The organism is Brevibacterium sp. SIMBA_078, from assembly GCF_046534565.1.
In the GTDB taxonomy this organism is placed as follows: Bacteria; Actinomycetota; Actinomycetes; order Actinomycetales; family Brevibacteriaceae; genus Brevibacterium.
Genome location: NZ_JAWRYQ010000004.1, coordinates 360,965 through 385,386, shown reverse-complemented (window position 1 = coordinate 385,386; position 24,422 = coordinate 360,965). Strand labels below are relative to the sequence as shown.

The 24,422-nt window shown below is 65.6% G+C and carries 20 protein-coding genes; 5 read left to right on the top strand and 15 right to left on the bottom strand.

Going from position 1 to position 24,422, the window contains the following annotated elements; all coding sequences use genetic code 11:
• Nucleotides 1-20 precede the first annotated feature (20 nt).
• From SB749_RS16620 to SB749_RS16580, 9 genes are all read right to left on the bottom strand, one after another.
• Nucleotides 21-980: a regulatory protein RecX gene (locus tag SB749_RS16620; protein WP_410711267.1), complete on the bottom strand. Its 960-nt coding sequence runs from the start codon at nt 978-980 to the stop codon at nt 21-23.
• A complete protein-coding gene (recA, locus tag SB749_RS16615) occupies nt 961-2,052 on the bottom strand; it encodes a recombinase RecA (protein WP_410711266.1) in 1,092 nt (363 codons plus the stop codon). Before recA ends, SB749_RS16620 begins: the two co-directional genes overlap by 20 nt.
• A 191-nt stretch (nt 2,053-2,243) precedes the next feature.
• Nucleotides 2,244-2,651: a VOC family protein gene (locus SB749_RS16610; protein ID WP_410711265.1), complete on the bottom strand. Its 408-nt coding sequence runs from the start codon at nt 2,649-2,651 to the stop codon at nt 2,244-2,246.
• Between the two features lie 139 nt (nt 2,652-2,790).
• On the bottom strand, nt 2,791-3,018 hold the full coding sequence (locus SB749_RS16605; protein WP_410711264.1) for a DUF3046 domain-containing protein: 228 nt from the start codon (nt 3,016-3,018) through the stop codon (nt 2,791-2,793).
• Nucleotides 3,018-3,347: a helix-turn-helix domain-containing protein gene (locus tag SB749_RS16600; RefSeq protein WP_139470108.1), complete on the bottom strand. Its 330-nt coding sequence runs from the start codon at nt 3,345-3,347 to the stop codon at nt 3,018-3,020. Before SB749_RS16600 ends, SB749_RS16605 begins: the two co-directional genes overlap by 1 nt.
• A 177-nt stretch (nt 3,348-3,524) precedes the next feature.
• Nucleotides 3,525-4,067: a CinA family protein gene (locus SB749_RS16595; RefSeq protein WP_410711263.1), complete on the bottom strand. Its 543-nt coding sequence runs from the start codon at nt 4,065-4,067 to the stop codon at nt 3,525-3,527.
• Entirely contained in the window at nt 4,060-4,728 is a 669-nt protein-coding gene (pgsA, locus tag SB749_RS16590) for a CDP-diacylglycerol--glycerol-3-phosphate 3-phosphatidyltransferase (RefSeq protein WP_410711262.1), read from the bottom strand. Before pgsA ends, SB749_RS16595 begins: the two co-directional genes overlap by 8 nt.
• A 125-nt stretch (nt 4,729-4,853) precedes the next feature.
• Complete coding sequence (locus tag SB749_RS16585; protein WP_410711356.1) at nt 4,854-7,637, bottom strand: DNA translocase FtsK 4TM domain-containing protein; 2,784 nt, start codon at nt 7,635-7,637, stop codon at nt 4,854-4,856.
• A gap of 435 nt (nt 7,638-8,072) precedes the next feature.
• The gene (locus tag SB749_RS16580) at nt 8,073-8,657 is read right to left on the bottom strand and encodes an ArsR/SmtB family transcription factor (protein ID WP_410711261.1); all 585 of its coding nucleotides are present in this window, start codon (nt 8,655-8,657) and stop codon (nt 8,073-8,075) included.
• A 150-nt stretch (nt 8,658-8,807) separates the two neighbouring features.
• Here SB749_RS16580 and SB749_RS16575 point away from each other — a divergent pair, with 150 nt between their 5' ends.
• A complete protein-coding gene (locus tag SB749_RS16575) occupies nt 8,808-10,145 on the top strand; it encodes an MFS transporter (RefSeq protein WP_410711260.1) in 1,338 nt (445 codons plus the stop codon).
• A 21-nt stretch (nt 10,146-10,166) separates the two neighbouring features.
• Here the strand turns inward: SB749_RS16575 and SB749_RS16570 are convergent, their stop codons facing one another.
• Together SB749_RS16570 and SB749_RS16565 are read right to left on the bottom strand one after the other, a co-directional pair.
• Nucleotides 10,167-10,826: a response regulator gene (locus SB749_RS16570; protein ID WP_410711259.1), complete on the bottom strand. Its 660-nt coding sequence runs from the start codon at nt 10,824-10,826 to the stop codon at nt 10,167-10,169.
• A complete protein-coding gene (locus SB749_RS16565; RefSeq protein WP_410711258.1) occupies nt 10,823-12,742 on the bottom strand; it encodes an ATP-binding protein in 1,920 nt (639 codons plus the stop codon). Before SB749_RS16565 ends, SB749_RS16570 begins: the two co-directional genes overlap by 4 nt.
• A gap of 143 nt (nt 12,743-12,885) precedes the next feature.
• On the opposite strand from SB749_RS16565, the gene SB749_RS16560 reads away from it, so the two are divergent.
• Nucleotides 12,886-14,379 (top strand): CitMHS family transporter, encoded by a 1,494-nt coding sequence (locus SB749_RS16560; protein WP_410711257.1) that lies wholly within the window; start codon nt 12,886-12,888, stop codon nt 14,377-14,379.
• A 13-nt stretch (nt 14,380-14,392) separates the two neighbouring features.
• Complete coding sequence (locus tag SB749_RS16555) at nt 14,393-14,854, top strand: universal stress protein (RefSeq protein ID WP_410711256.1); 462 nt, start codon at nt 14,393-14,395, stop codon at nt 14,852-14,854.
• Nucleotides 14,855-14,932: 78 nt separating this feature from the next.
• Here SB749_RS16555 and SB749_RS16550 read toward each other — a convergent pair whose 3' ends face one another.
• Both SB749_RS16550 and aceB read right to left on the bottom strand, forming a co-directional pair.
• Nucleotides 14,933-16,087: an FAD-binding oxidoreductase gene (locus tag SB749_RS16550; RefSeq protein WP_410711255.1), complete on the bottom strand. Its 1,155-nt coding sequence runs from the start codon at nt 16,085-16,087 to the stop codon at nt 14,933-14,935.
• 162 nt (nt 16,088-16,249) lie between these two features.
• Nucleotides 16,250-17,854 carry a malate synthase A gene (aceB, locus tag SB749_RS16545; protein ID WP_410711254.1) on the bottom strand — a complete coding sequence of 535 codons (1,605 nt, stop codon included), beginning with the start codon at nt 17,852-17,854 and terminating at the stop codon, nt 16,250-16,252.
• Between the two features lie 184 nt (nt 17,855-18,038).
• Between aceB and SB749_RS16540 the strand changes: the two genes are divergently transcribed.
• Entirely contained in the window at nt 18,039-20,057 is a 2,019-nt protein-coding gene (locus SB749_RS16540; protein WP_410711253.1) for an L-lactate permease, read from the top strand.
• 263 nt (nt 20,058-20,320) lie between these two features.
• Here SB749_RS16540 and SB749_RS16535 read toward each other — a convergent pair whose 3' ends face one another.
• The gene (locus tag SB749_RS16535; protein ID WP_410711355.1) at nt 20,321-21,967 is read right to left on the bottom strand and encodes a ribonuclease J; all 1,647 of its coding nucleotides are present in this window, start codon (nt 21,965-21,967) and stop codon (nt 20,321-20,323) included.
• A gap of 34 nt (nt 21,968-22,001) precedes the next feature.
• Complete coding sequence (dapA, locus tag SB749_RS16530; RefSeq protein ID WP_139468766.1) at nt 22,002-22,925, bottom strand: 4-hydroxy-tetrahydrodipicolinate synthase; 924 nt, start codon at nt 22,923-22,925, stop codon at nt 22,002-22,004.
• 175 nt (nt 22,926-23,100) lie between these two features.
• Between dapA and SB749_RS16525 the strand changes: the two genes are divergently transcribed.
• Nucleotides 23,101-24,414, top strand: coding sequence for an ATP-binding protein (locus SB749_RS16525; RefSeq protein ID WP_410711252.1), 1,314 nt, complete (start codon nt 23,101-23,103; stop codon nt 24,412-24,414).
• The last annotated feature ends 8 nt before the right edge of the window (nt 24,415-24,422 follow it).

Here is a 24,422-nt window from a genome sequence, read left to right as displayed (position 1 = left end):
GCCGTTCCCCATGTGCCGTTTCAGTCTTCGGCGAGCACTTCCCGTGTGACCTTGATGCAGATCGCCGAGGGGAAGCCGCGGCGGGCGAGCATGCCGAGGATTCGGCGCTCCCGCACCGCATAGTCGAGGCGCCTGGTAGAGGCGGCTTTCTTCTCGGCGACTTCGCGGGCGAGCTCTTCCTCGCCGTCGATGTCGGCCACGGCGTCGGAGGCGAGTTCGGGGCTGATGCCCTTCTTGCTCAGTTCACGTTTGAGCACGGACCGGGAGAGTTTCCGGTTCTCGCGCTGTGCCCGTGCGAAGCGGTGGGCGAACTCTTCGTCGTTGAGCAGACGCGAATTCTGCAGCTTCTCGATGAGGACATCGATCGCTTCGGGCATGAGGTCGCGTTTGAGGAGTTTCTTGCGCAGTTCGTCGCTGGAGTGGTCGCGCATCGCGAGCATGTTCATCGCCGTCTTCTTCGCCTGCGCGTAATCCGCGTCGAAGTCGGGAGCGTCGTCTTCGTCGTCGTCGAAGCTCAGCCCGGGACCGGCAGCGAAGTCAGGCGCGACATCGCCACCGCTCGCCAGGAAATCTGGACCATCATTCTCGGCCGCAAGGAAATCAGGGACGTCGATGAAATCCGGAGTCGAGTCGGTACCGCCTTCGACCCACCCGTTGTCCGGTTCCTGCTGCTGTCGCTTCCAGCCGCTGGAGTTCTTCTTGCGCTTCGACCCCGAGCTCTTTCGTTTGGCAGTTCGACCATTGCCGCCGGTGACATCATCGTCGTCGAGTCCGGAGAGACCGGCGAAGAAACCGGCCTCCCCTTCGGCATGACGTTGGTCGATCTCCGAGATCGCACTGCGCAGCTGCGAGAGTGTCTTGGTCTGAGGCGAATCGGTCCGACCCGAGTCCCCCGCACCGACCGTGTCGGTCGATGCGGCGGGCTCGTGGCCGGCGAATTCGTCGTCAGTCGACGAAGCGTCAGGAGACTTCGACGTCATCCGTCTGTGCTTCTCCGGCCATCTCGGCGCCTTCCTCGGGTTCGTCGACCTGGATGAGACCCAGCTTGTGCTTGATCTTCAGCTCGATCTCTTCGGCGAGGCCCGGATTGTCGCGGAGGAAGTTGCGGACGTTCTCCTTGCCCTGCCCCAGCTGATCACCGTCGTAGGTGAACCAGGATCCGGACTTGCGCACGATGCCGTTGTCGACGCCCATATCGATGAGGCTGCCTTCGCGGGAGATGCCGTGGCCGTAGAGGATGTCGAACTCGGCCTGCTTGAACGGCGGAGCGACCTTGTTCTTCACGATCTTCGCACGCGTCCGGTTGCCGACCGCGTCCTGACCTTCTTTGAGGGTCTCGATGCGGCGGACGTCGATGCGCACGGAGGCGTAGAACTTCAGCGCCTTACCGCCCGAGGTGGTCTCCGGGGAACCGAAGAAGACGCCGACCTTCTCACGCAGCTGGTTGATGAAGATCGCGGTGGTCTTCGACTGGGCCAGGGCGCCGGTGATCTTACGCAGAGCCTGCGACATCAGGCGAGCCTGCAGACCGACGTGGCTGTCGCCCATCTCGCCTTCGATTTCGGCCTTGGGCACAAGGGCCGCGACGGAGTCGATGACGATGACGTCGAGGGCCCCGGAGCGGATGAGCATATCGGCGATCTCGAGAGCCTGCTCACCGGTGTCCGGCTGGGAGACGAGGAGCTGATCGGTGTCGACGCCGAGCTTCTTCGCATACTCGGGGTCGAGTGCGTGCTCGGCATCGATGAACCCGGCGATTCCGCCGGCCTTCTGAGCATTCGCCACGGCATGGAGGGCCACGGTCGTCTTACCGGAGGATTCCGGACCGTAGATCTCGACGACGCGACCGCGCGGCAGACCGCCGATGCCCAGAGCGATGTCGAGTGCGACCGAACCGGTCGGGATGGAGGCGATGGGCTCACGCACACCGTCGCCGAGGCGCATGATCGCGCCCTTGCCGTAGTTGCGATCGATCTGGCCCATTGCGGCTTCGAGTGCCTTCGACTTGTCTCCGCCGGTGGGAACCTGAAGGTTCTTGGGTGTACGTGCCATGACGTCTCCTCTTCGTTGCTTTTCCGTTGAGACCAAGGCTAGAAGATGGCACTGACATAACGACAGAGGAAGCGATTCCCCCGTGGATAACCAGCCACTCGTGGTCACAGGTCCCGTGATTCCTCACCAGGATAACCCACATGGGAACAGGTGTTCTATATATTCGGGTGTGTCGCGTGTCTCCGCGAGATTCAGCCCTGGGCCAGGCCCAGCTGCCAGGTGAGGCCGAAGCGGTCACCCAGCCACCCGAATGGGCCGAATCCGTAGTCGTCGAGCGGCATGAACACAGTTCCGTCTGTGCTCAGTGCGGTGAAGATGCGTTCGAGCTCCTCAGCCGATTCGCAGTCGACCATAAGTGACACACCGGGAGTGATGTCCCACTCGTGTGCGACGAAGCTGTCGCTGAAGCGCAGTCTCTGGCCGGCGATCTCGATCTCGGACATGATGACCGTGCCTTCGGCGCCCGGACCGTCGGGACCGTAGCGATTGTCGAGGATCACTTCTCCGTCGGCGAAGACCTCGAGGTAGGTCTCCATGGCCTCGGCGGCGTTCTGTCCACGACTGGGCTGGAATGTGATGAACGGGACGGCCTGATTCATGCGGTCAGTCTACACGCGGGCGGCACGGCGCCGACAGTAAAGACCAGCACTGCTCCGACCAGACAGAGTCACAGACAATGCCGAGCGCCCCCGATCGATCAAAACTGCTCCGATCCAGCAGAACGGCATCGAGCCTCGGTCAGAACGGCGTCGCGCGCGGCTTTTCCTTGCCGAGGCGCCGAGATTCGGGAACGCCCATGGAATCGCAGACGGCGGTCCAGATGTCGCGGGGTTCGACTCCGGCTTCGAACGCCTGGGCTGCGGTCCGCGAACCCAAGGAGCTCAGAGTGAGGTCGGTGTGCAGGGAGGCGGCGCGGGCCTCACCGAACTCCTCGTTCATGAGGATCCAGTAGAGCGTGTGCCGCATCAGGGTTTGGCGGCCAGCCGCGGAGCAGAGTATCCCTCGGGATGACCGAGGATCTTGTCCGAGAGCTCCTGCGGAATGGTGTCGGGGATCTGCACGCCTTCTTCGAGAGCGAAGCGATCGGACACAGACGACAGCAGTGCCGACAGCGGCAGGTCGAGTGCTTCACAGATCGCCGACAGCAGCTCCGAGGAGGCTTCCTTCTGTCCGCGCTCGATTTCGCTGAGGTAGCCGAGCGACACGCTGGCACCGGTCGAGACATCGCGAAGGGTGCGTCCTTGACGACGGCGGGCGGAACGAAGTGCGTCGCCGATTTCGACTCTCAGTAACATAACGCGGCCCTCCCTTTGTCAGCGCGTCCCGTCAATGTAGTTCCAATAACCTTACAACCTGGCCGTGACACAGCACCAACCTGGTGCCCCGAGCGGATGGTATTGCCAGTCCATTCGAAGACTTTGGAGAATTTTCGTCCGATGGTCATCACGCGGTCAACCCCACAGCAGACGAACTTATTCCGTGGCGTCCTCACGAGCATTCGACGCCTGCCCGGCCTCGGGTCCGAAGGCGAGTTCGCCGACGAATTCGTCGAGGTTGACGGCCATCGCCTGCACCGTCTGACTGCGGATGGCATCACGGTCGCCGGTGAACTCGTGTTCGAAGACCTTCGCTTTCCCGCCGAAGGCGATCGCCGTGTAGACGAGTCCGACGGGCTTGTCGTCCTGCGGATCGGGTCCGGCGACGCCGGTGCAGGAGATCCCGATGTCGGCGACGCACTGCACGGCCGTGCCGACGGCCATCTGCGCGGCGACGACCGGGTCGATCGGTCCGGTCTCCTCGAGGTGGTCGGCATCGACTCCGGCCAGGCTCGCCTTGAGGTCGGTGGCGTAGGTGACCAGTCCCCCGCGCACCACGGCCGAGGCGCCCGGCACATCGACGAGCGAGGCGACGAAGCGTCCCCCGGTCAGCGACTCCGCCGACGCCAGCGAGATCCCCAGCTGAGAACAGGTGGAGATGATGCGACGCGCAGTCGCCAACAGCTCGGACTCAGCCACGCTGCGCGTCCCCATCGGACTGCGCGTTCCCGCCGTTCTTCGCGTCTTTGTACAGCTTGGCCGCCTGCACGCAGTAGTCGACGCCGGTGACGATGGTGGAGACGATGGCCGCGGTCATGATGACCCAGGCAAGTATGAGCAGGATGACGTAGACAACGGACGGCAGCACGGCCGAGAGCGGGAAGACCAACAGGAAGAGTCCGATCGCCGCGGTCTGCAGCACGGTCTTGACCTTGCCCCCGCGCGAGGCGGGCATGACGGCGATGCGGATCATGAAGAACCGCAGCACGGTGATCCCGAATTCGCGGACGAGGATGATCACGGGCACCCACCACGGCAGTTCGGCGATGATCGCCAGACCGATGAGTGCCGCGGCCATGAGCGACTTGTCAGCGATCGGGTCGGCGATCTTGCCGAAGTTCGTGATGAGGTCGTTTCGCCTGGCCAGGTAGCCGTCGACGAAGTCGGTGAACATGGCCAGCAGGAATACGATGAGTGCCCACCAGCGCAGTGTCACATCGTTGCCGCCGTCTGCCAGCAGAAGCACGAGGAACAGGGGCACCATGAGGATGCGCAGCACCGTGAGTGCGTTTGGGACATTCCACGGACTCGGTTCTGCGGAGGGCTGCTGAGAGGCTCCGGCCTCGACTCTATCGTTCACGCATCCAGCCTATCGGAGTGAGCTGAGCAGATCATTCCAACCAGGGCCATCTCAACCACAATCGCCGAGGCGGCGCACCGTCGGTACGGTGCGCCGCCTCGGCGAGGGGTGGGGTTCTTATCGGATCAGCGGCCGGTGAGCTGCCAGGCGTCCTCTCCGCTGGCCTCGACGACCTCGAGTCCGGTCTCCGGATCGACGTCGCCGACGGTGAGGTCGCCGGCATGACCGACGCCGTTCGCGTAGCGGTCGGGCGATGCCGATCTGTACGCCGACGCCGAGCCGTGGGAGGTCTCGCCGTAGTCGTCGTCGAACTCCTCGTCATAGTCCCCGGCTGCCGAGGCGTGCCCGGATCCGGTCTGTTCGGACTGGCCGTGGACTCCGTCGGTCGGGGCGTCGGCAGCGGCGCCGCCGGAATCCTCGGGCGGGGTCTCGCCCTTGATGATGGCCAGGGTGCCCGGCAGGTCGTCGGGGCGCACGAGCACGTCGCGGGCCTTCGATCCCTCGGAGGGTCCGACGATGCCGCGGGACTCCATGAGGTCCATGAGGCGACCGGCCTTGGCGAAGCCGACGCGCAGTTTGCGCTGCAGCATCGAGGTCGAGCCGAACTGCGTGGTGACGACCTGCTCGATCGCCTGGAGCAGCAGTTCGAGGTCGTCTCCGATGTCCTCGTCGATCTGCTTCTTCGGCGCTTCGACGGCCACGTCTTCGCGGTAGTTCGGGGTGAGCTGGCTCTTGACGTGTTCGACGACCTTCTCGATCTCGGACTCGTTGACCCAGGCGCCCTGGACACGCATCGGCTTGGCCGCGCCCATCGGCAGGAACAGGGCGTCGCCCTGACCGATGAGCTTCTCTGCGCCGGGCTGGTCGAGCACGACTCGGGAGTCGGCCAGCGACGAGGTCGCGAATGCCAGCCGGGAGGGCACGTTGGCCTTGATGAGGCCGGTGACGACGTCGACGCTGGGTCGCTGGGTGGCGAGCACCAGGTGGATGCCGGCGGCACGGGCCAGCTGAGTGATGCGCTGGATCGAGGCTTCGACGTCGCGCGGGGCGACCATCATGAGGTCGGCGAGCTCGTCGACGACGACCAGCAGGTACGGGTAGGGCTGGAGGACTCGTTCGGATCCGGCGGGCGGCTGGATGCGGCCCTCGCGGACGGCCTTGTTGAACTCCTTGACGTGCTTGAACCCGTAGTTCGCGAGGTCGTCGTAGCGGGCGTCCATTTCGCGCACGACCCATTCGAGCGCCTCGGCGGCCTTCTTCGGGTTCGTGATGATCGGGGTGATCAGGTGCGGGATGCCTTCGTAGATCGTCAGCTCGACGCGCTTGGGGTCGACGAGGATCATGCGGACCTCATCGGGGGTCGCGCGCATCATGATCGAGGTGATCATGGAGTTCACGAAGCTCGACTTACCGGCACCGGTGGCACCGGCGACGAGGAGGTGGGGCATCTTCGAGAGGTCGGCGACGACGAATCCGCCTTCGACGTCCTTGCCCACGCCCATGACCATGGGGTGGTCGGTCTTGCGGGCGGCCTTCGAGCGCAGCACATCACCGAGCGCCACGTTCTCGCGGTCAGTGTTCGGGATCTCGATGCCGATGGCCTTCTTGCCGGGGATCGGCGAGAGGATGCGGACATCGGCGCTGGCCACAGCGTAGGCGATGTTCTTCGACAGCGCCGTGACCTTCTCGACCTTCGTGCCGGCGCCGAGCTCCACCTCGTAGCGGGTGACCGTCGGTCCGCGGGAGAAGCCGGTGACCTCGGCATCGATCTTGAACTGCTCGAGTACATCGCGCAGGGCTTCGACGACACGATCGTTGGCCTCGGAGCGCTCCTTCGCGGGAGGTCCGGGCTGGAGGTTGTCGGAGGCGGGCAGGGTGTAGGTGACGTCCCCGGCCAGGGTGAGCTGTTCGACGCGTTCGGGAAGCTGCTCCGTGGGCGGGGGTGCGGGTGCGTTCGTCGTCGGCACCGGCGCCGAGGCGGCAGCAGGCTCGGACTTCTTCGCCTGGTTCGCGGCGTCGTCGTCCATCCCGATGGTCTTCTTCAGCTCGGCCATCTCGCGTTCGGCCTTGGTGGGCCGGCGCTGGCCGGGCTTGAGCTTGGGCTCCGGATCGGTTTCGATCCGCGTGGTATCGGCTTCTTCGTCGCTGACGTCGTCTTCGTGGATGTAGGCCTTGTCGTAGGCCTTCGTCGCGGTGTCGTCGTCGGCGGACTCGGCGTCGAGATCGGGGATCTCGGTCTTCTTCTTCCGGCTGCGGCGCTTGGCGCCCATCACGGGTTTGAGGTCGGAGGTCCGGCCGTTCTCGGCAACGAGGTCGGACTGTTTGGTCTCGGCCGCCTCGGCGTCGGTTTCGGGGCGGGCTCCGCCGGTCAGGCGGTAGTACAGGTCGGTGAGGCGACGGGGAATCGCGCGCACCGGGGTCGCGGTGACCACGAGCAGGGAGAACAGCCCGAGGAGGACGAGCAACGGCACCGCCACATACACGGTGGTCGCGACGACCAGCGGTGAGGACACGACGAATCCGAGCGCGCCTCCCCCGTTGGCCATGGCCTCGCGGGAGTTCGTGAAGGTCGGGTTGCCGGCGGCGATATGGGCTAGGCCCGAGGCAGCCAGCAGGCCGAGGATCATTCCGATGAGGATGCGGTTGTTGCCGCGGTTGTCGTCGCCGCGCAGGAACAGGCGGATCGCGTAGCAGGTGAAGACCACCGGCAGGGCGAGTGCCACCCGGCCGAAGGTGCCTTCGACGATTCCGCGGACGCCGTCGCTGATCGCGCCGGGGATGTTCCACCATTCGAAGGCGGCGATGATGATCGAGAGTCCGATGAGGAAGAAGGCTGTGCCGTCCCGCTTCGTCGGTGATTGATCGGTCGGTTCGTCGCTGAGAGTCTTTCGCGCACGGTTTCCGGCCATGTGGGCCACTCCCCTCCATGCACCGGTGACAACGTTTGTCCCGGGTTCTTCGGTCCCCGCTTGACCGGACCGACCAGCGTTTTTGCGCGCTGTGCGTTTCCCGGAACCAGAAGCGGGGGAAGTCGTTCTGGTCGCCATGTCTCTCATCTTAGGACGATATTGCGCTCCTGCCCAGCAAATCCGCAGGTTTCGGCGTGTGGTGCGGCGGCCCGCGGGGGCAGGTGTGAAGCACGGATTCGCACGTCAGGCACCCCGTATCGCCGAGAAACGGGCTGCGTGTCGAGAAACGGGTGTGCACGTGCGTTTCTCGACGCTGCGCCCGTTTCTCAGCGAAGTCGCTCGGCTGCGCTCCGTTTCAAGAGACTATTGAGTCAGTGCGGCTGGACCATACCGACATAGCTGTCCCCGGCGTCGTCAGCAGGAATCCCGGCGCTGTCAACGGTCATGCGGGTCGCTCGGGTGCATGGCGATGAACAGACCCCATTGGGTGGCACCGTCCTTGTTGCGCCGGCTCCGGAACTCTTCGAACAGCTCATCGATGCGAGCCCGGAACTCCTCGACCTCATCCTCGGTGAGCATCGCCGCCATCCGACCCATCGTCCGCTCCTCATACGGTGCGGCGGTGAACTCGGCGGTGAAGGCCTCGATCATCTCGGTCGTCATATCACCGGTGTTGAGGAACCAGCTCTTGCCCGTGGCGAGGTACGGGATCTCCCTGGACCCGCGCTTGCCTCGCCGCGCCTCCTGAGGTTCGAGGAATCCGGTGTCGGCGAGCATCCGCACATGGTGGAGCGAGGTCGCGGGATTGAGGCCGGTCGCCTCGGCGATCTCCCGATTGCTCATTGCCTCATCCAGACACAGCCGCAGGATTCGGATGCGAATACTCGAGGCCAGCGTTTTGGCCTCGGCCTCGGTGGCATCCCGGCGATCGACTGCTCGGGCGAGGGAGGCCGCGGCGGGTGTCTGACCTGTCGAACTCGGGTTGGGCGATTGCCCGGCCGCAGGAGTGTCATCGTTCATGCCTCAACGCTAGCGAGTGATCGGGAGATGTCAATCAATCGTCCAAAGTGATTGACTTTCCCCAATCACTCGTGGAGCATTATTGATTGACAACCCTCAATCACTGACTCTCAATCACTGATCCTCCGCCCGCCGTCTCGAGGAAGAGCCATGGCAGCAGCCGACCAACCGCCGTCGAGCGAACCACAACCGCAGCACGGTCCCGCCTCATCGCAGCGGCCGAAACACGTTTCTCTGTGGAGACACCGCGATTTCATGAAGTTATGGGCAGGCAACACGGTCTCCGTGTTCGGCTCCCAGCTCGTCCTCTTCGCCCTCCCCCTCATCGCCGTGCAGCTCCTCCACGCCGACGCCTTCCAAATGGGAGTGCTCGCAACACTGGAATCTGCGGCGTTCCTGCTCATCAGCCTGCCCGCCGGTGCCTGGGTCGACCGACTGCCGAAGAGACTCGTCATCGTCTCCGGCGACATCATCCGCGCCGCCATCCTCCTGACCATCCCGCTGACCTGGGCGTTCGACGCACTAAGCATGGTCCAGCTCTATCTCGCAGCGGCCGGGGTCGGAATCGTCAGCGTCTTCTTCGACATCGCCAACCAGTCTTACCTGCCCGAACTCGTCGATGGCGACGCGATCTCCGACGGCAACGGCAAGCTCCAAGCCAGCCAGCAGACTGCCGGAGTCGCCGGCCCCACGCTCGCCTCCGGGCTGGTCACCGCGATCGGTGCCCCGCTGACCATCGGACTGACCAGCTTCTGCATGGGACTGTCGAGCACCCTCGTCGGACTCATCCGACACCGCGAAACCCCACGACCGGCCGAGGACCGGGCCGGATTCGTCGCCGAGATCCGCGAGGGACTCGGCTTCGTCCTCGGCCATCCGCTGCTGCGCCGGATCACTGCCTGCACAGGTCTGACGAACTTCGCGTCGTCGGGCATCTTCGCGCTCCTCGTGCTGTACGCCCTCACCACACTCGGTCTCCACCAGGTCGAACTCGGAATCATCATGTCCGTTGCCTCGGCCGGCGGCATCCTCGGCGCACTCACGGCGGCATGGGTGCAGAAGATCCTCGGCGAAGGAACGAGCATCGCTGTGTCCGCGCTGATCGGCGGCCTCTGCTTCCTCGGTGTTCCGCTCGCTTCCGTCCTGCCGGCGCTGCCGACCCTGCTGATCAGCTGGTTCTTTGTGACCTGGGCAGTCGTTGTCTACAACATTGCGCAGGTGAGCTTCCGCCAGCGCCTGTGCCCGAAGCCGCTGCTGGGCCGGATGAACGCCTCCATCCGCTTCCTCGTGTGGGGACCGATGCCCTTGGGTGCCTTCCTTGCCGGCATCCTCGGCGACCGGCTCGGGGTGACAACGACGATGTGGATCCTGGCAGCCTGCGCACTGTTCGGCTCACTGCCGGTGCTCGCCTCCCGCCTGCTGGGAATGCGTGAACTCCCCCGCGAACTCGATCTGCTCAGCAGCGGGCAAACGGCTGATCGCGATTGAGAACGACAAGCCCGCCCCGCCTCAACGGGTGGCGTAGAGGTGCTCGGGACGGCCGGTGTTGCCGTACTGCAGGGACACCGTGATCGTGCGGGCCTCGACGAGTTTCGCCAGATGCCGCTGCGCGGTCGCACGGGAGGCGCCGACCGCCTCGGCGACCTCGAGAGCCGTCATCGGGCCGCTCGCCTCCTCGAGTGCTGCGAGAATCCGGGTCGTCGTCGACGATCCCGCCGGGCTCGCTCCGGTCCCGCCGACGGCCGCGGCATCGTGGAGGTTGCGCAGCTGCCGCTCGAGATCGGTCTGCCCGACCTTATCCCGCTCCCAATAGCGGAGGAATCGAGCGTAGCGGCGCAGGAAGTTCTGCAGAACCTCGGCGGCGAAGGGCTTGACGATGTACGTCATCGCCCCCGCGCGCAGCGCCGAGCGGACCACCTGCGGATCCGTGACCGCCGAGAGCACGATCGCCTCGATATCGGTCTCGCGGATGAGTTCGACCCCAGTGCCTTCGGGCAGGACGTAGTCGACGAGAAGCAGATCGACCTCGTTCTCGGCGATGACCTCGCGGGCCGTCTTCAGGTCGCGGACGGGTTCGAGAGCCGTGAAGCCGGGCACCTCGTCGACGTACCGGGCATGGATCTGCCCGACGAAAAAATCGTCATCGAGCACGAGAACGTTGACCATCATCTCTCCTCATCTGTTCGGAATTCGTCGTCGCCGGGTATCGCGTCGACATCACCGTCGCCGTCAATCGCATCAGCATCGCCGTCTTCGCCCATGTCACCCACGTCGCCCGCGTCGGCCGCGTCGCCCACGTCGGCAGGATCGTCGAGGGCATCGGGCAGGCGCATGCCGAAGCTCGCCCCGCCGAGGTCCGGATCGTGGCCGTCGATGAGCCACACCGCTCCCCCGCCCTTCTCCGCGACCCGGCGGCTGAGCGCGAGTCCGATGCCGAGTCCGTGACCGTCTCCGGTGCCGGTTCCCGAGGTGAGTCCGATCCCGAAATCCGGCGCCGAGGCGGCCGTCGAGGTCGAGAATCCCTCGTCGAAGATCTTCCCCGCCACCTCGTCGTCGATCCCGTCGCCGGTGTCCGTGACGACCGCGTGGAGTTCCGGTCCGGAGCTGAGGACCTGCACCTCGACCCGACCGCCGTCCTCGGCATACCGACGACCCGCGACGGCCGCACGGACGGCATTGTCGATGAGGTTGCCGAGGATGAGCGTGACCGCCTCCGGGTCACGGACCGCACCGACGGCCAGGGAATCGGGGGTGACGGCCAGGGCCACTCCGGCCTCGGCGGCGGTCGTTCCCTTCGCTTCCAGAACGGCGCGCAGGTACGGGTCGGCCACGAGGTCGATGTCCTCGACGGGGGTCGTGATCGGCCCGGTTCCCAGCAGTGAGGACAGATAGGTGTGGGCTTCGTCCGTCGCGCCCGTGTCGACGAGACCGAGCACGGTGTGCAGCCGGTTGGCGAACTCGTGCCGCTGAGTGCGCAGGGCCCGGGCCATGGCGGTGACGGATTCGAGCTGGCGAGCCATCGTGAGCATCTGGGTCTCGTCCCGCAGTGTCACAACCCCGCCGACGGACACCCCGTCGCGTTGGACCCGGACGGCTGTGGCCAGCAGAATCCGGTCGCCGATCGTGATCCGGCGCCGCAGGGCTCCGTCCGCCGGGGCGTCAGCCATGAGCGCGGTGACCTCCCCGGGCACATTGACGAGTTCGTCGTCGGAGAGGTCGACAAGTTCGCGGTCGGAATCCCCCGCCGAGGCGGCTGCCCCGTTCGCGTCGGCCGTGCCGTTCGCATGGTCGACGTCCCCCGCCGAGGCGGCACGGAGCAGCTCCTTCGCGTTCGAGTTGCTCAGCGTGAGCTTCCCGTTCGTGTCGAAGCCGAGCACTCCGTCGTCGAGGCCGTGGAGCACGGCACCTTGGTCGCGAGCCATTTCGGCGAGCTCTTCGGGTCCGACGCCGAGCGTCTCCCGCCGCAGCCGGCGCCCGAGCCAATACGAGACTCCGACCCCGAGTGCCAGCGCAAGCACTGCCACGGTTCCGAGCAGCAGCATCTCCCGACGCACATCGGCATCGAGCACGGAGGCGAAGATGCCCACCGAGACCTCGCCGACGACGGTCTTGCCGTCCTCACTCGAATAGATCGGCACCTTCGCCCGCACCGTCTCGCCCAGGGTCCCGGATTCGTGGGAGACGTTCTCGCGTCCGGCGAGTGCCTCATCCGGCGACGTCGAGACCTTGTGCCCGATCTTCGACCGATCGGGGTGGGTGAGTCGGATGCCGCGATCGTCGGTGATGACGGCGAAGGTGATGCCCGACCGGTCGCGCAGATCATCGGTGATCCCCAGCATCGAAGTCACGAGCTGCTCATCGGGCTTCTCAGCGTGCTCGGCCGAAGCCTGGGTGGCGGCGGCGCGGACGTCCGGATCGATCGCCAGCGTGCGGGCAGTGGCCAGCGCCTTCGTCTCGGTCACCTCGGTGACGGTGCGCGCCCCCATCCACGCGAACACTCCGGTGACCAGGGCGAGGATCACGATGACGAGCGCGAGCTGAGAGATCAGCACACGTCGGGAGAACGAACGATGGGGCCGGGGCACGCGCTCAGCGTAGCCGCGTTTGAGCGCAATGCGCAAAAGGCGCGCAACGATCTAAACGCCGTCAGTGCACACAAGCGCGCGCGGCCCGTGATCTGGGCCCTACGGTGTTTCGAGCCTCACATTCGCCTTCGAAGGAGAAGCTCGTGCTTGTCATTCTCGGTTTTGCCATGATCCTCGTCTTCATGACGCTGATCATGACCAAACGACTCTCGCCGATCCTCGCGCTCATCCTCGTGCCCACGATCTTCGGCCTCTTCGCCGGGGCCGGACTGGGCATCGGGGACATGGTCATGGACGCGATCGCCTCGATGTCGTCGACGGCAGCGCTGCTGCTCTTCGCCATCATCTACTTCGGCATCATGATCGACGTGGGTCTCTTCGACAAGCTCGTCGAGTTCATCCTCAAGGTCGCCGGCAACGACCCCGTCAAGGTCGTCCTCGGCACCGCACTGCTCACCGGCGCCGTGTCTCTCGACGGTGACGGATCGACGACGTTCATCGTCGTCACCGCGGCCATGCTGCCGATCTACCAGCGCCTCGAGATGTCGCCTGTGGTGCTCACCTGCGTCGCCGGTCTCATCAACGGCACCCTCAACATCGTCCCGTGGGGCGGCCCGACGGCTCGAGCCTCCTCGGCGCTGCAGATCGACGCCAACGAGATCTTCGTCCCCATGGTCCCGTCCCTGGTGGCCGGCCTGCTCGTGTGCCTCATCTTCGCTTACGTACTCGGCATCTCCGAACGCCGCCGCCTGGCCAAGAACGGCGTCGCCTGGGTCGAGGACCGCGGTTCGAACCGTCACAAGGACCTCGTCGGCGCCGTGGCCGGAGCCAGCACGGCCGCGGGTTCGTCCGCGGGCACCACCGCGGGTGGGCACGGGCACGGATCCGGCTCGGCCGCCTCGGCCAATGACGACACCACCACCGAGGCGACCCCCGCCTCCGCGGGCGACGCAGACGGATCCGCCGGAACTGGTTCGGGCCTGTCGAACACCGCGCTTGATCCCAACCGCGCGACCCTGCGTCCGAAGCTGTTCTGGTTCAACCTGGCCCTGACCGTGGCCGTGATGGTGCTGCTCATCATCGACATCCTGCCGCTGCCGTACCTGTTCATGATCGGCACCGTCATCGCGCTCATGGTCAACTTCCCTAAGATGAAGGATCAGCAGGAGGAGCTCGCCTCCCATGCGACGGCGATCATCTCCGTCGTGGCCATGGTCATGGCTGCGGGCGTGCTCACCGGCATCATGTCCGGCACCGGAATGGTCGATGCGATGGCCGAATGGCTCGTCGAGGTCATCCCGAACTCGATGGGACCCTACATGGCCGTCATCACCGGCTTGCTGTCGATCCCGATGACGTTCTTCATGAGCAACGATGCCTTCTACTTCGGCATCCTGCCCGTCCTCGCCGAGACCGCCTCCCACTTCGGCATCTCCGCGGCAGATATGGCCCGCGCATCAATCACCGGCCAGCCCGTGCACATGCAGTCGCCGCTCGTACCCGCGATCCTGCTGCTCGTGTCCCTGTCGGGCGTCGAGCTCGGCGATCACCACAAGAAGGTGCTGTGGCGTGCGCTCATCGTCGCCCTCGTCATGCTCGCCGTGGGTGTCGCCGTCGGCGTCATCGGAATCGGCTGAGCGGAGGACTGCGATGACTGATCTCTATTCGACCTCGCACCCCCGCTTCCCTGCCCCGTCCCTGCAGGTGACCGCCTCATCGGGCATCGGTTCGGTCTCAGCGACCGTGGTCCTGGCGCTGCGTCCGGATTCCTCGGACGAGGTGCTCGAACAGGGGATCGCCGCGGCCCGCCGTGAGAACGCAGCGGTGCAGGCGGTTGTGTTCGGCACGGACACGACGACGGCACCGTCCACGTCTCCCCTGGCCGAGTGCACCAAGTTGGGTGCCGCCCTCGCCGAGGCGGGGCTCGAGTATGCCGTCCACCGCTCCGGTCCCGATCCGGCCGAGCAGATCCTCGCTCTCGCAGACGATCACGATGCTGCGCTCATCGTCATGAGCACGAAGCGCCGCTCGCCCGTGGTGAAGCTGCTGCTCGGCTCGAGTGCACAGCAGGTCATCCTCGAGGCCGAGTGCCCGGTGCTGTTGGTCAAGTAGACGTTCGGAGCCAGTCGCACGAGCTGATCGCGCGGCCCCGGTTGCGCGGCTCTAGTCGCACGAGCCGGTCGTCCGACTCTAGATTCCGGCGATTCCGCGGCCCGGAGCCAGGAGTCCCCGCGGGTCGACCAGTTTCTTGATCTCGCGCAGACCCGACCGTCCCGGCTGCGGGCCCCAGGCGTCGACCTCGTCCCAGACCGGTGCGGGTGCGTGGATGAGTCGAGCGGCGATGACATGCAGGCCGAAGCTGCGCAGATGTTCGAGGACCACACGGGTGGCCACTCCCGGTTCGGACTCCGGCGCGCCGATGCCCAGTTCGAACGTGCCCGTGGCACTGCCGCGCAGCTGCAGCGGATAGCCGATCGTCGTCTCCAGTCGGGCGACGGCGTCGATGAGCGTCGGAATGAAACTCGGCGCCACGGACATTCCGATGGTCGCAGCCAGCCGCGCTCTGTGCCCCCACCATTCCGGCTGCCCGCACGGGGTCGCACCGGGGATCCGATCGACGAGGTGGCCCACTTCGGCCTCCACCTCGTCGGCCTCCCCTTCCACGAGGATCACTGTCGCCGCCGGTGAACCGGGTGGTCGTTCGATGACGACCGCGTCCGGGACTCTGCGGGCGAGGAGGAGGTCGGCGGCCGCCTCGGTGCCGGGGATCCATATGAATCCCTGCGTTGCGGGTCGCCTCGTGAGACGGATCTCGGCCTCGACGATGATCGCTCGGCCTCCCCACGATCCGGTGACGAGTCCGGGCAGATCGCGGCCGCCCAGGTCACGGTGGAGCCCGTGAGAGGTGCGGGCGATGGTCCCGTCGGCACCGACGACGGTCACGGATTCCACGGTCTCGGCCAGGCGAGGGCGGCGCAGGCAGCGGGGACCGGTGGCCGCGGTGGAGATCATTCCGCCCAGGGTGGCGCCGGCTTCGATGCGGTCGGCGGGAAGGTCACTGATGATCTCCAGACCAGACTGTGCGGCAAACCTGTTCAGGGCGCTGATCCGGGTGCCGGCTCCGGCACGGATGGTCCCATCGCGAGGATCGGCCGCCTCGGCGATGGAGGTCAAGTCGATGAGGAGTCCCGGAGTGGACGCGGGTGGATGATCGTCAAAGGCGGTGCCGCCGCCGAACACGGCCACGGTGCGGCGCTCGGCATGGGCACGGGCCATGAGTTCGGAGAGTTCGGCAATGCTTGAGGGGCTGGCCAGTCGGGGCAGTTCGTCTGTGGTCAGGCTCATCCCCACCTCCATGTATCCGTCCGTCGTCGGCGCCTCCCACCTGCAGGTCGGTCGGGGACCGTCACGTGGGAGTGTGTATGTCGAGCTTAGCGAAGAACGCCCCCGAAATCGGTGCTCATGGCACAGATTTCGGGGGCGTTCGGCGTCGTCAGCGAGTGCCGATCACGGCATGCGGGCGTAAGCCGGCAGGGTGAGGAAGTCGACGTAATCGGGGTCGAGTGCGACCGAGACGAAGGTGTCGGTGGCGTCCTTCCAGCCTGCGTCGTCACCGGGCAGCTTGGCGACCTCCTCGGCGACGATGCGCTCGACGAGCTCCTTCGTCACCGTCTCACCGGAGTCGAGGGTGATTCCGGCGTCCAGCCACTGCCACACCTGGGAACGGGAGATCTCGGCGGTCGCGGCGTCCTCCATGAGTCCGTTGATAGCGACAGCGCCGTTGCCTTCGAGCCAGGCGCGCAGGTACTGGATGCCGACGGACACGTTGGTGCGCAGGCCCGCCTCGGTCATCGCACCCGGAGTCGACTTCACGTCGAGCAGATCGGCAGCGGTGACGTTGACGTCTTCGCGCTTGTTGTCGATCTGGTTGGGCTTCTCGCCGAGGGTCTCGGTGAAGACCTCCTTGCAGAGTGCGACCATTCCGGGGTGTGCGACCCAGGAGCCGTCGAAGCCGTTGGAGGCCTCACGCGACTTGTCCTCGCGGACCTTGTCGAAAGCGGCCTTGTTCGCGGCTTCGTCCTTCGAGGGGACGAAGGCGGACATTCCGCCGATGGCATGTGCCCCGCGCTTGTGGCAGGTGCGCACGAGCAGTTCGGTGTAGGCGCGCATGAACGGCACCGTCATCGTCACGTCCGAGCGGTCCGGCAGCAGGTAGTCGGAGCCGCGGGAGCGGAAGTTCTTGATCACGGAGAAGATGTAGTCCCAGCGACCGGCGTTGAGACCGGCGGAGTGCTCGCGCAGCTCGTAGAGGATCTCCTCCATCTCGAAGGCCGCGGTGTAAGTCTCGATGAGCACGGTGGCGCGGATGGTCCCGCGGGCCAGGCCGAAGGCGTCCTCGGCGTGCTCGAAGACCTGGTTCCACAGGCGGGCCTCGAGGTGGGATTCCATCTTCGCGAGGTAGAAGTAGGGGCCGCGGCCCTTCTCGATCTGGATCTGACCGGCGGTCGAGAAGTAGAGGGCGAAGTCGACGAGCGAACCGGAGGTCTCCTCACCGTCGATGAGGATGTGCTTCTCCGGCATGTGCCAGCCGCGAGGACGCACGACGATGGTCGGCAGCTCCTCGTCGGGGGCGAGCTTGTATTCCTTGCCCTCGGGCGAGGTGAAGTCGATTTCGCGGTTGAGCGAGTCGAGGAGGTTGATCTGGCCCTGGATGACCGAGTCCCACTGCGGGGTGTTCGCGTCTTCTTGGTCGGCCAGCCACACCTTCGCTCCGGAGTTGAGCGCGTTGATCGTCATCTTCTTGTAGGTGGGGCCGGTGACCTCGACGCGGCGGTCTTCGAGACCGGGAGCCGGGGGTGCGACCTGCCAGGAGGGATCGTTGCGGATCTCCGCGGTCTCGGGGAGGAAGTCGAGGTCCTTGCCTGCGGCGATTTCGGCCTGGCGTTCCTTGCGAGCCTCGAGGCGCTCGAGGCGGTCGCCGTTGAACTTCCGGTGCAGATCGACGATGAGCTCAAGCGCCTTGGGCGTGAGGACCTTCTCAGCCCCGTCCGGCAGCTCACCGGTGATCTCCATCCCGGCGGGGATGTCCAGGTTTTCGATATGAGCGGTCATCGATGGTTCTCCTTAGTCAGCACATCGGTGCTGCGTCCTTTTCCACATCTGGTGATGCGATATGTTCGCTGGTCAACGGGGTTTTGACTGCGAAACTTTCACATTGTGAAAATGTTTGTTCACACAACGAAAGAATATGAGGTGATGCACGTCTCGTCAAACCATATCCTGCATTCGAGACGGTGTGTTCATTGACTCCGCCCAAGGGGCCGGAGAGGATAAGGGGAACATCTCTCATGGACTCGCCGATGCGGCAATGATGCCGCGGATCGGACTCACGGTGGACAACCTCGCTGTTGCAGCTCTCTTGGCCCTCTCCCCCATCCTCTTGGCCGGAATCCTTCTCATCGGATTCCGCTGGCCCGCCAAATACGCCATGCCCATCGGACTGGTCGCCGCAGCGCTCGTCGCGAACTTCGCGTGGAAGATCGAGTGGGTGACGATCGGCGCCTCGGTCGTCCAGGGCCTCCTCGTCGCGATCGGCCTGCTGTGGATCGTCTTCGGTGCGCTTCTGCTGTTGGCCACGATCACTCGGTCCGGAGCGATCGAGACCATCCGCGCCGGCTTCATCGCGATCTCCCCGGACCGGCGGGTGCAGGTCATCATCGTCGCCTGGCTCTTCGGCTCGTTCATCGAAGGTGCCGCCGGCTTCGGCACTCCGGCCGCCGTGGTCGCCCCGCTCATGTTGGCCCTCGGCTTCCCCGCGATCGCCGCGGTGCTCGCCGGTCTCATCATCCAGTCGACGCCGGTGAGCTTCGGCGCCGTCGGCACTCCGATGATTCTGGGCATCGGCTCCGGGCTTTCGCAGGAGGACGGGTCGATGTCGGCCGATGTCGCCGAACGTGCCGGTCAGCTCGGCCTCGGCCAAGCCGAATTCGTCGCTCACACCGCGACGCAGGTCGCGCTCATCCACGCCTGCTGCGGCATCCTCATCCCGCTGCTGCTGTCATGCATGATGACAGGATTCTTCGGCGCCAACCGACGCTTCGCCGATGGCCTAGCCATCGCCCCGTTCGCGATCTATGCGGCCGCGGCGATGATCGTGCCCTACCTCATCGTGGCCAATGTGCTCGGGCCTGAGTTCCCGTCGCTGCTCGGCGGGCTCATCGGTCTGGCCATCGTCGTGACGACCTCGCGGATGGGCTTCCTCATGCCGAAGAAGACTTGGGACTTCGCTCCGCGTGAGAAGTGGCCGTCGTTCTGGATGGGCACCGTCGACCCGAACAAGGAGAAGGCGCAGCTGACCAAGAAGATGTCGCTGCCCCGCGCGTGGTCGCCCTATCTCATCGTCGTCGCCCTGCTGCTCATCACGCGCAATGTGCCCGCGATCAAGGAGTTCCTCAACGGTCCGGCCGTGATCAAGATCGACAACATCTTCGGCACCCCGATCAGCCAGAACATGGATCTGCTGTGGTCGCCCGGCGCGATCTTCGTCCTCGCCTGCGGGCTGACGTACTTCATCCACCGGATGACGAAGAAGCAGATCGCAGGATCGTGGCAGATCGCCGGTTCGCAGATCGCCGGCGCGGCAGTGGCCCTGCTGTGTTCCCTGCCGCTGGTGCGCGTGTTCATCAACTCCGGTGCCGACTACAACGGCGCCGGCCTGGATTCGATGCCGGTCACCCTCGCCGAGGCGGCCGCCAGCTCCGTGGGCGACGCCTGGCCGCTGTTCGCCCCGTTCGTCGGCGCCCTAGGCGCCTTCGTGGCAGGCTCGAACACCGTCTCGAACGTCATGTTCTCGCAGTTCCAGTTCTCCACCGGCACCGCGATCGGCGCGGCCAGCCCCGAGACCGTGGTCGCAGCTCAGGCGGTCGGCGGCGCCGCTGGAAATATGGTGGCCGTACACAACGTCGTGGCCGCCTCGGCGACGGTGGGACTCATCGGTCGGGAGGGCGAGCTCATCCGGCGCACCTCGATCCCGATGCTCGTGTATTCGCTGACCGCGGGCGCCCTGGCGTTCATCGGACTCAACGGGCTGGGCTTCAACGCGGGCACCGTCGTCCTCACCGCGATCATCATCGGACTCGCCGTCGTCGTGGTGATGATCCGCCGCTCGCCGGGCAAGCCGCTGCCGGGCCTTGAGGCAGGAGGCGGCAGCGCAGCCATGGCCGAGGGGATTGCCGAAGGCGCCGACGGGCACTCGGCTCGCGGCGGCAGCTCTGACATCGACGATGACGAACCGGAGCCCACCGCTCGCGCTTAAGGGCCCGCAACTTTCCGCGGATCGTCCCCGCACTTGACGCTTCCGCACGCGCGAATCGTCCCCCGCACCAGGTGTCATCGCCTTTTGAGTCGGGAGTCATCGCCTTTTGATCCACGCATCGGGTTCAAACGCGATGCACCGGTCAAAAGGCGATTCGCCCAGAACGCGACAACGCCCGCAGAGCCTCACGGGGAGGCATCTGCGGGCGTTCGCGGTTTCGTCGGTGTAGCAGACCGACGACGGAGCTGCTCGAAAGGGGAGTCTCAGACGATGACGACCATGGGGACGATCATCGGCTTGCGGCGCAGCTTCGAGGACACCCAGCGGCCGACGGTGCGGCGCACCACCTGCTGCAGCTGGTACTGATCAGTGGTGCCGTCACGCAGGGCATCCTCGACGGCCTTCTGCACCTTCGGGACGATCGAGTCGAAGACGTCATCGGACTCGGCCACACCGCGGGCGTGGATCTCGGGTCCGGCGATGAGCGACTTCGTCTGCGAGTTCACGGCCATGAAGATCGTCACGAAGCCCTCACCGGACAGGACGAGGCGATCCTTGAGGTCCGCCTCGGTGATCTCACCGACCGAGGAACCGTCGACGAAGACGTAGTTGCAGTCGACGGCGCCGACGACCTCGGCGTGACCGTCCTTGAGGTCGACGACCCAGCCGTCATCGGCCAGCACGATATTGTTCGGGTCGACTCCGGTCGCCTCGGCGTGACGGGCGTTGGCCAGCAGGTGGCGCCACTCGCCGTGTACGGGCATGACGCCGCGGGGCTTGACGATGTTGTAGCAGTAGAGCAGCTCGCCGCCGGAGGCGTGGCCGGACACGTGGATCTTCGCATCGGCCTTCGAGATCACGCGGGCGCCGAGCTTCATGAGGCCGTTGATGACCTTGAACACGGAGTTCTCATTGCCCGGGATGAGCGAGGAGGCGAGGATGACTGTGTCGCCGTCGCCCACGTCGACGCGGTGGCTGCGGTTGGCCATGCGGGACAGGGCGGCCATCGGCTCGCCCTGGGACCCGGTGCACATGAGGACGATCTGGTCCTCCGGGTAGTCGTCGACCTTCTTGATGTCGATGAGCGTTCCCTGGGGCACGTTGAGGTAGCCGAGGTCCTCGGCGATCTTCATGTTGCGCACCATGGAGCGGCCGACGAGGGCCACCTTGCGACCGTGGGCGGTGGCGGCGTTGAGTACCTGCTGCACACGGTGGACGTGCGAGGAGAACGAGGCGACGATGATGCGGCGTTCGGCGGTGCCGAAGAGGTTCTCGAGCACGGGCCCGATGTCCTTCTCCAGCGCGGTGAAGCCGGGGACCTCGGCGTTCGTCGAGTCCGTCATGAACAGGTCCACACCCTCTTCACCGAGGCGGGCGAAGGCGCGGAGGTCGGTGATGCGGCCGTCGAGCGGCAGCTGGTCCATCTTGAAGTCACCGGTGTGCAGGATGTTTCCGGCGCCGGTGCGGATGAACACGGCCAGGGCGTCGGGGATCGAGTGGTTGACGGCGACGAATTCGAGGTCGAAGGGACCGAGCTGGTCGACGTCGTCTTCCTTCACCACACGGGTGATGGGCTTGATGCGGTGCTCTTTGAGTTTGGCTTCGATGAGCGCGATCGTCAGCTGCGAGCCGAGGATCGGGATGTCGCCCTTGCGGCGCAGCAGGTAGGGAACGGCGCCGATGTGGTCTTCGTGGCCGTGGGTGAGCACGAGGCCGATGATGTCATCGAGGCGGTCATCCAGGTAGGAGAAGTCGGGGAGGATGAGGTCGACGCCGGGCTGGTCCTCTTCGGGGAAGAGCACACCGCAGTCGACAATGAGGAGTTTGCCGTGGTATTCGAAGACGGTCATATTGCGGCCGACTTCGCCGAGTCCGCCGAGCGCGACGATGCGGACGGCTTCTCTGTCCATCTTCGGCGGGAGGGACAGTTCTTGGGTCAATGCATTATTCACTGAGGTAACCACTCCTGGTCAATTGGGCGGCGACGAACGCCATCTGCTCCTCATCAGCTGGGAGCAGCGGCATACGAACGTCGCGGTTGTCGAGTATTCCTTGGGCCTGCAGAGCGGCCTTCGCCGAGATCACTCCCGGCATGTGGTTCATGAGCGCATCCACCACGTCCGCGGTGTCGCGGGAAAGGGTGCGTGCGGTGTTGAGGTCGTTGTTGGCCACTGCGGAGACCATGGCGGCGAACCGGTCCGAGCAGACGTGTCCGGCCACGGACACGAGCCCGAGCGCGCCGAGAGACAGCAGCGGCAGGTTGAGGGCGTCCTCGCCGGAGTAGTACACGAGCGAGGAGTTGTTCATGACGAACGAGGAGGCGAAGAGGTCTCCCTTGGCGTCCTTGACCGCGAGGATGTTCGGGTGGTCCGAGAGTCGCAGCAGAGTGTCCGTGATGATCGGGGCACCGGCGCGGCCGGGAATGTCATAGAGCATGACCGGCAGGTCGGTGGAGTCGGCGGCCGCGCGCATATGGGCTTCGATCGCCGGTTGGGTCGGCTTCGAGTAGTACGGGGTGACGAGCAGGATCCCGTCGGCTCCGGCGTCGGCCGAGCGGCGGGAGAGGTCGATGGTGTGTGCGGTGACGTTGTTGCCGGTGCCGGCGACGATCTTCGCCCGCTTGCCGATGACACCGCGGACGACGCGGATGAGTTCGACCTTCTCGTCGTCGGTCGTCGTCGGAGATTCGCCGGTGGTGCCGGAGACGACGAGCATGTCGTTGCCGAGCTCGACGAGGTGGTTCGCCACCTTCTCCACGGACGCATAGTCGATGCTGCCGTCGCGCTTGAATGGAGTCACCATTGCCGTGCCGACGGAACCGAACGCGTCAATGGCAGTCGCTGCTGCCTGATCACCGAGAATCGCCATAGACCCAAGGATACCGCCCACGTCGTCTCATCAGTGCAGTGGTCCACCCGCGTTGCGGGTGTCGTTCGCCTCGGATGCGGCGCTCATGCGGCCACAGTGAGAGACAGATCACACCCGTGTCCGTCTGATCGTCTACGCTTGTGCCCTGCCTGCCACCGAAACTCAGGAGTTTTCGATGACCCGCACCCGCATCCGCGATTTCCATGATGATGACCTCGACGGAATCATCCGTCTCTTCGAAGCCGCCGTCCCGGAATCCGAGTCCGCTCCCCCGCTCTATCCGCTCTCCGAGGTGTTGGCCGCCTGCCAGCGCAATCAGGCCGTTGTGGCCGTCCGCGATGAGGAGATCGTCGGTGCCGCCGTCGGTCGCGCCGCCCACGGTCAGGGAGTTCTCGTGTTCTTCCATGTCCTGGAGGCGGTGCGTGCCGATCCGGAGCAGGGCACCCGCGCCGAGGCGGGGCTGCTCGATGCGCTCGAACGCCGTCTCATGCCGCTGGGCCTGGGGAAGCTGTCGATGCTCATTCCCGCCGGCACCTCGGCCTGCGATGGTCTGGTGGCCAACGGTTTCGAGACCCGGTCCGGGTTGAAGTACGTCGAACGGCACCTGCCGGTGCAGCGTCGTGAGCTCGACCGGCTCAAAGCGGTCGGGGGACGGATTCTGCCGCGCCACCTCTGGGATGGGGTGAGCGGGATGCAGGAGGAGAAGGACATGCTCGAGGACCGCCTCGTCGTGCCCTTGGCCGAACCGGATCTCGCCGATCATTTCGGGGTGGTGCCGCCTCGGGCGGTGATGCTCTTCGGTCCGCCGGGGACGGGGAAGACGACCTTCGCGAAGGCGGTGGCATCGCGGTTGGACTGGCCGTTCGTCGAGGTGTTCCCGTCGCGTCTGTCCGGTGAGCCCAGTGGTGTGGCTGCGGGTCTGCGGACGACGTTCGAGCAGATCAACGAGCTCGAGCATGCCGTGGTGTTCATCGATGAGGTCGAGGAGATCGCGTCGAAGCGCGGAGGTGAGCCGCCGTCGCCTACCCAGGGGGTGACGAATGAGCTGCTCAAGCAGGTTGCAGAGTTCCGGGATCGGGAGGGCCGGCTGCTCATCTGTGCGACGAACTTCGTCCGTGCCCTCGATGCGGCGTTCCTGCGGCATGGGCGCTTCGACTATGTCATTCCCATCGGTCTGCCGGATGCCACCGCCAGGGAGGCGATCTGGTCGCGCTACATTCCCGAGCACACGATCGCCGGTGTCGATCTCGATGTGCTCGTCGATGCCAGTGACGGGCTGACCCCGGCCGATATCGAATATGCGGCCCGGCGGGCTTCGCAGGAAGCGCTGGCCTCGTCGCTGCGACAGCAGCACGTCGATATCTCGTCGCGGACGGATGTGCTGTCGACCGATGACTATCTCGAGGCTCTGCGGGCGACGCGGGCGACGGTGTCCGAGGAGACGGCCCGGGAGTTCGGCGAGGACGTCGATACGATCGCGAGGTTGTGAGGCGGGGC

What these genes read in the sequence shown, in the direction of transcription:
- SB749_RS16620 (WP_410711267.1), bottom strand. Translation starts at nt 980, where the DNA reads ATGACGTCGAAGTCTCCTGACGCTTCGTCGACTGACGACGAATTCGCC.
- recA (WP_410711266.1), bottom strand. Translation starts at nt 2,052, where the DNA reads ATGGCACGTACACCCAAGAACCTTCAGGTTCCCACCGGCGGAGACAAG.
- SB749_RS16610 (WP_410711265.1), bottom strand. Translation starts at nt 2,651, where the DNA reads ATGAATCAGGCCGTCCCGTTCATCACATTCCAGCCCAGTCGTGGACAG.
- SB749_RS16605 (WP_410711264.1), bottom strand. Translation starts at nt 3,018, where the DNA reads ATGCGGCACACGCTCTACTGGATCCTCATGAACGAGGAGTTCGGTGAG.
- SB749_RS16600 (WP_139470108.1), bottom strand. Translation starts at nt 3,347, where the DNA reads ATGTTACTGAGAGTCGAAATCGGCGACGCACTTCGTTCCGCCCGCCGT.
- SB749_RS16585 (WP_410711356.1), bottom strand. Translation starts at nt 7,637, where the DNA reads ATGGCCGGAAACCGTGCGCGAAAGACTCTCAGCGACGAACCGACCGAT.
- SB749_RS16580 (WP_410711261.1), bottom strand. Translation starts at nt 8,657, where the DNA reads ATGAACGATGACACTCCTGCGGCCGGGCAATCGCCCAACCCGAGTTCG.
- SB749_RS16575 (WP_410711260.1), top strand. Translation starts at nt 8,808, where the DNA reads ATGGCAGCAGCCGACCAACCGCCGTCGAGCGAACCACAACCGCAGCAC.
- SB749_RS16570 (WP_410711259.1), bottom strand. Translation starts at nt 10,826, where the DNA reads ATGATGGTCAACGTTCTCGTGCTCGATGACGATTTTTTCGTCGGGCAG.
- SB749_RS16555 (WP_410711256.1), top strand. Translation starts at nt 14,393, where the DNA reads ATGACTGATCTCTATTCGACCTCGCACCCCCGCTTCCCTGCCCCGTCC.
- SB749_RS16550 (WP_410711255.1), bottom strand. Translation starts at nt 16,087, where the DNA reads ATGAGCCTGACCACAGACGAACTGCCCCGACTGGCCAGCCCCTCAAGC.
- aceB (WP_410711254.1), bottom strand. Translation starts at nt 17,854, where the DNA reads ATGACCGCTCATATCGAAAACCTGGACATCCCCGCCGGGATGGAGATC.
- SB749_RS16535 (WP_410711355.1), bottom strand. Translation starts at nt 21,967, where the DNA reads ATGGACAGAGAAGCCGTCCGCATCGTCGCGCTCGGCGGACTCGGCGAA.
- dapA (WP_139468766.1), bottom strand. Translation starts at nt 22,925, where the DNA reads ATGGCGATTCTCGGTGATCAGGCAGCAGCGACTGCCATTGACGCGTTC.
- SB749_RS16525 (WP_410711252.1), top strand. Translation starts at nt 23,101, where the DNA reads ATGACCCGCACCCGCATCCGCGATTTCCATGATGATGACCTCGACGGA.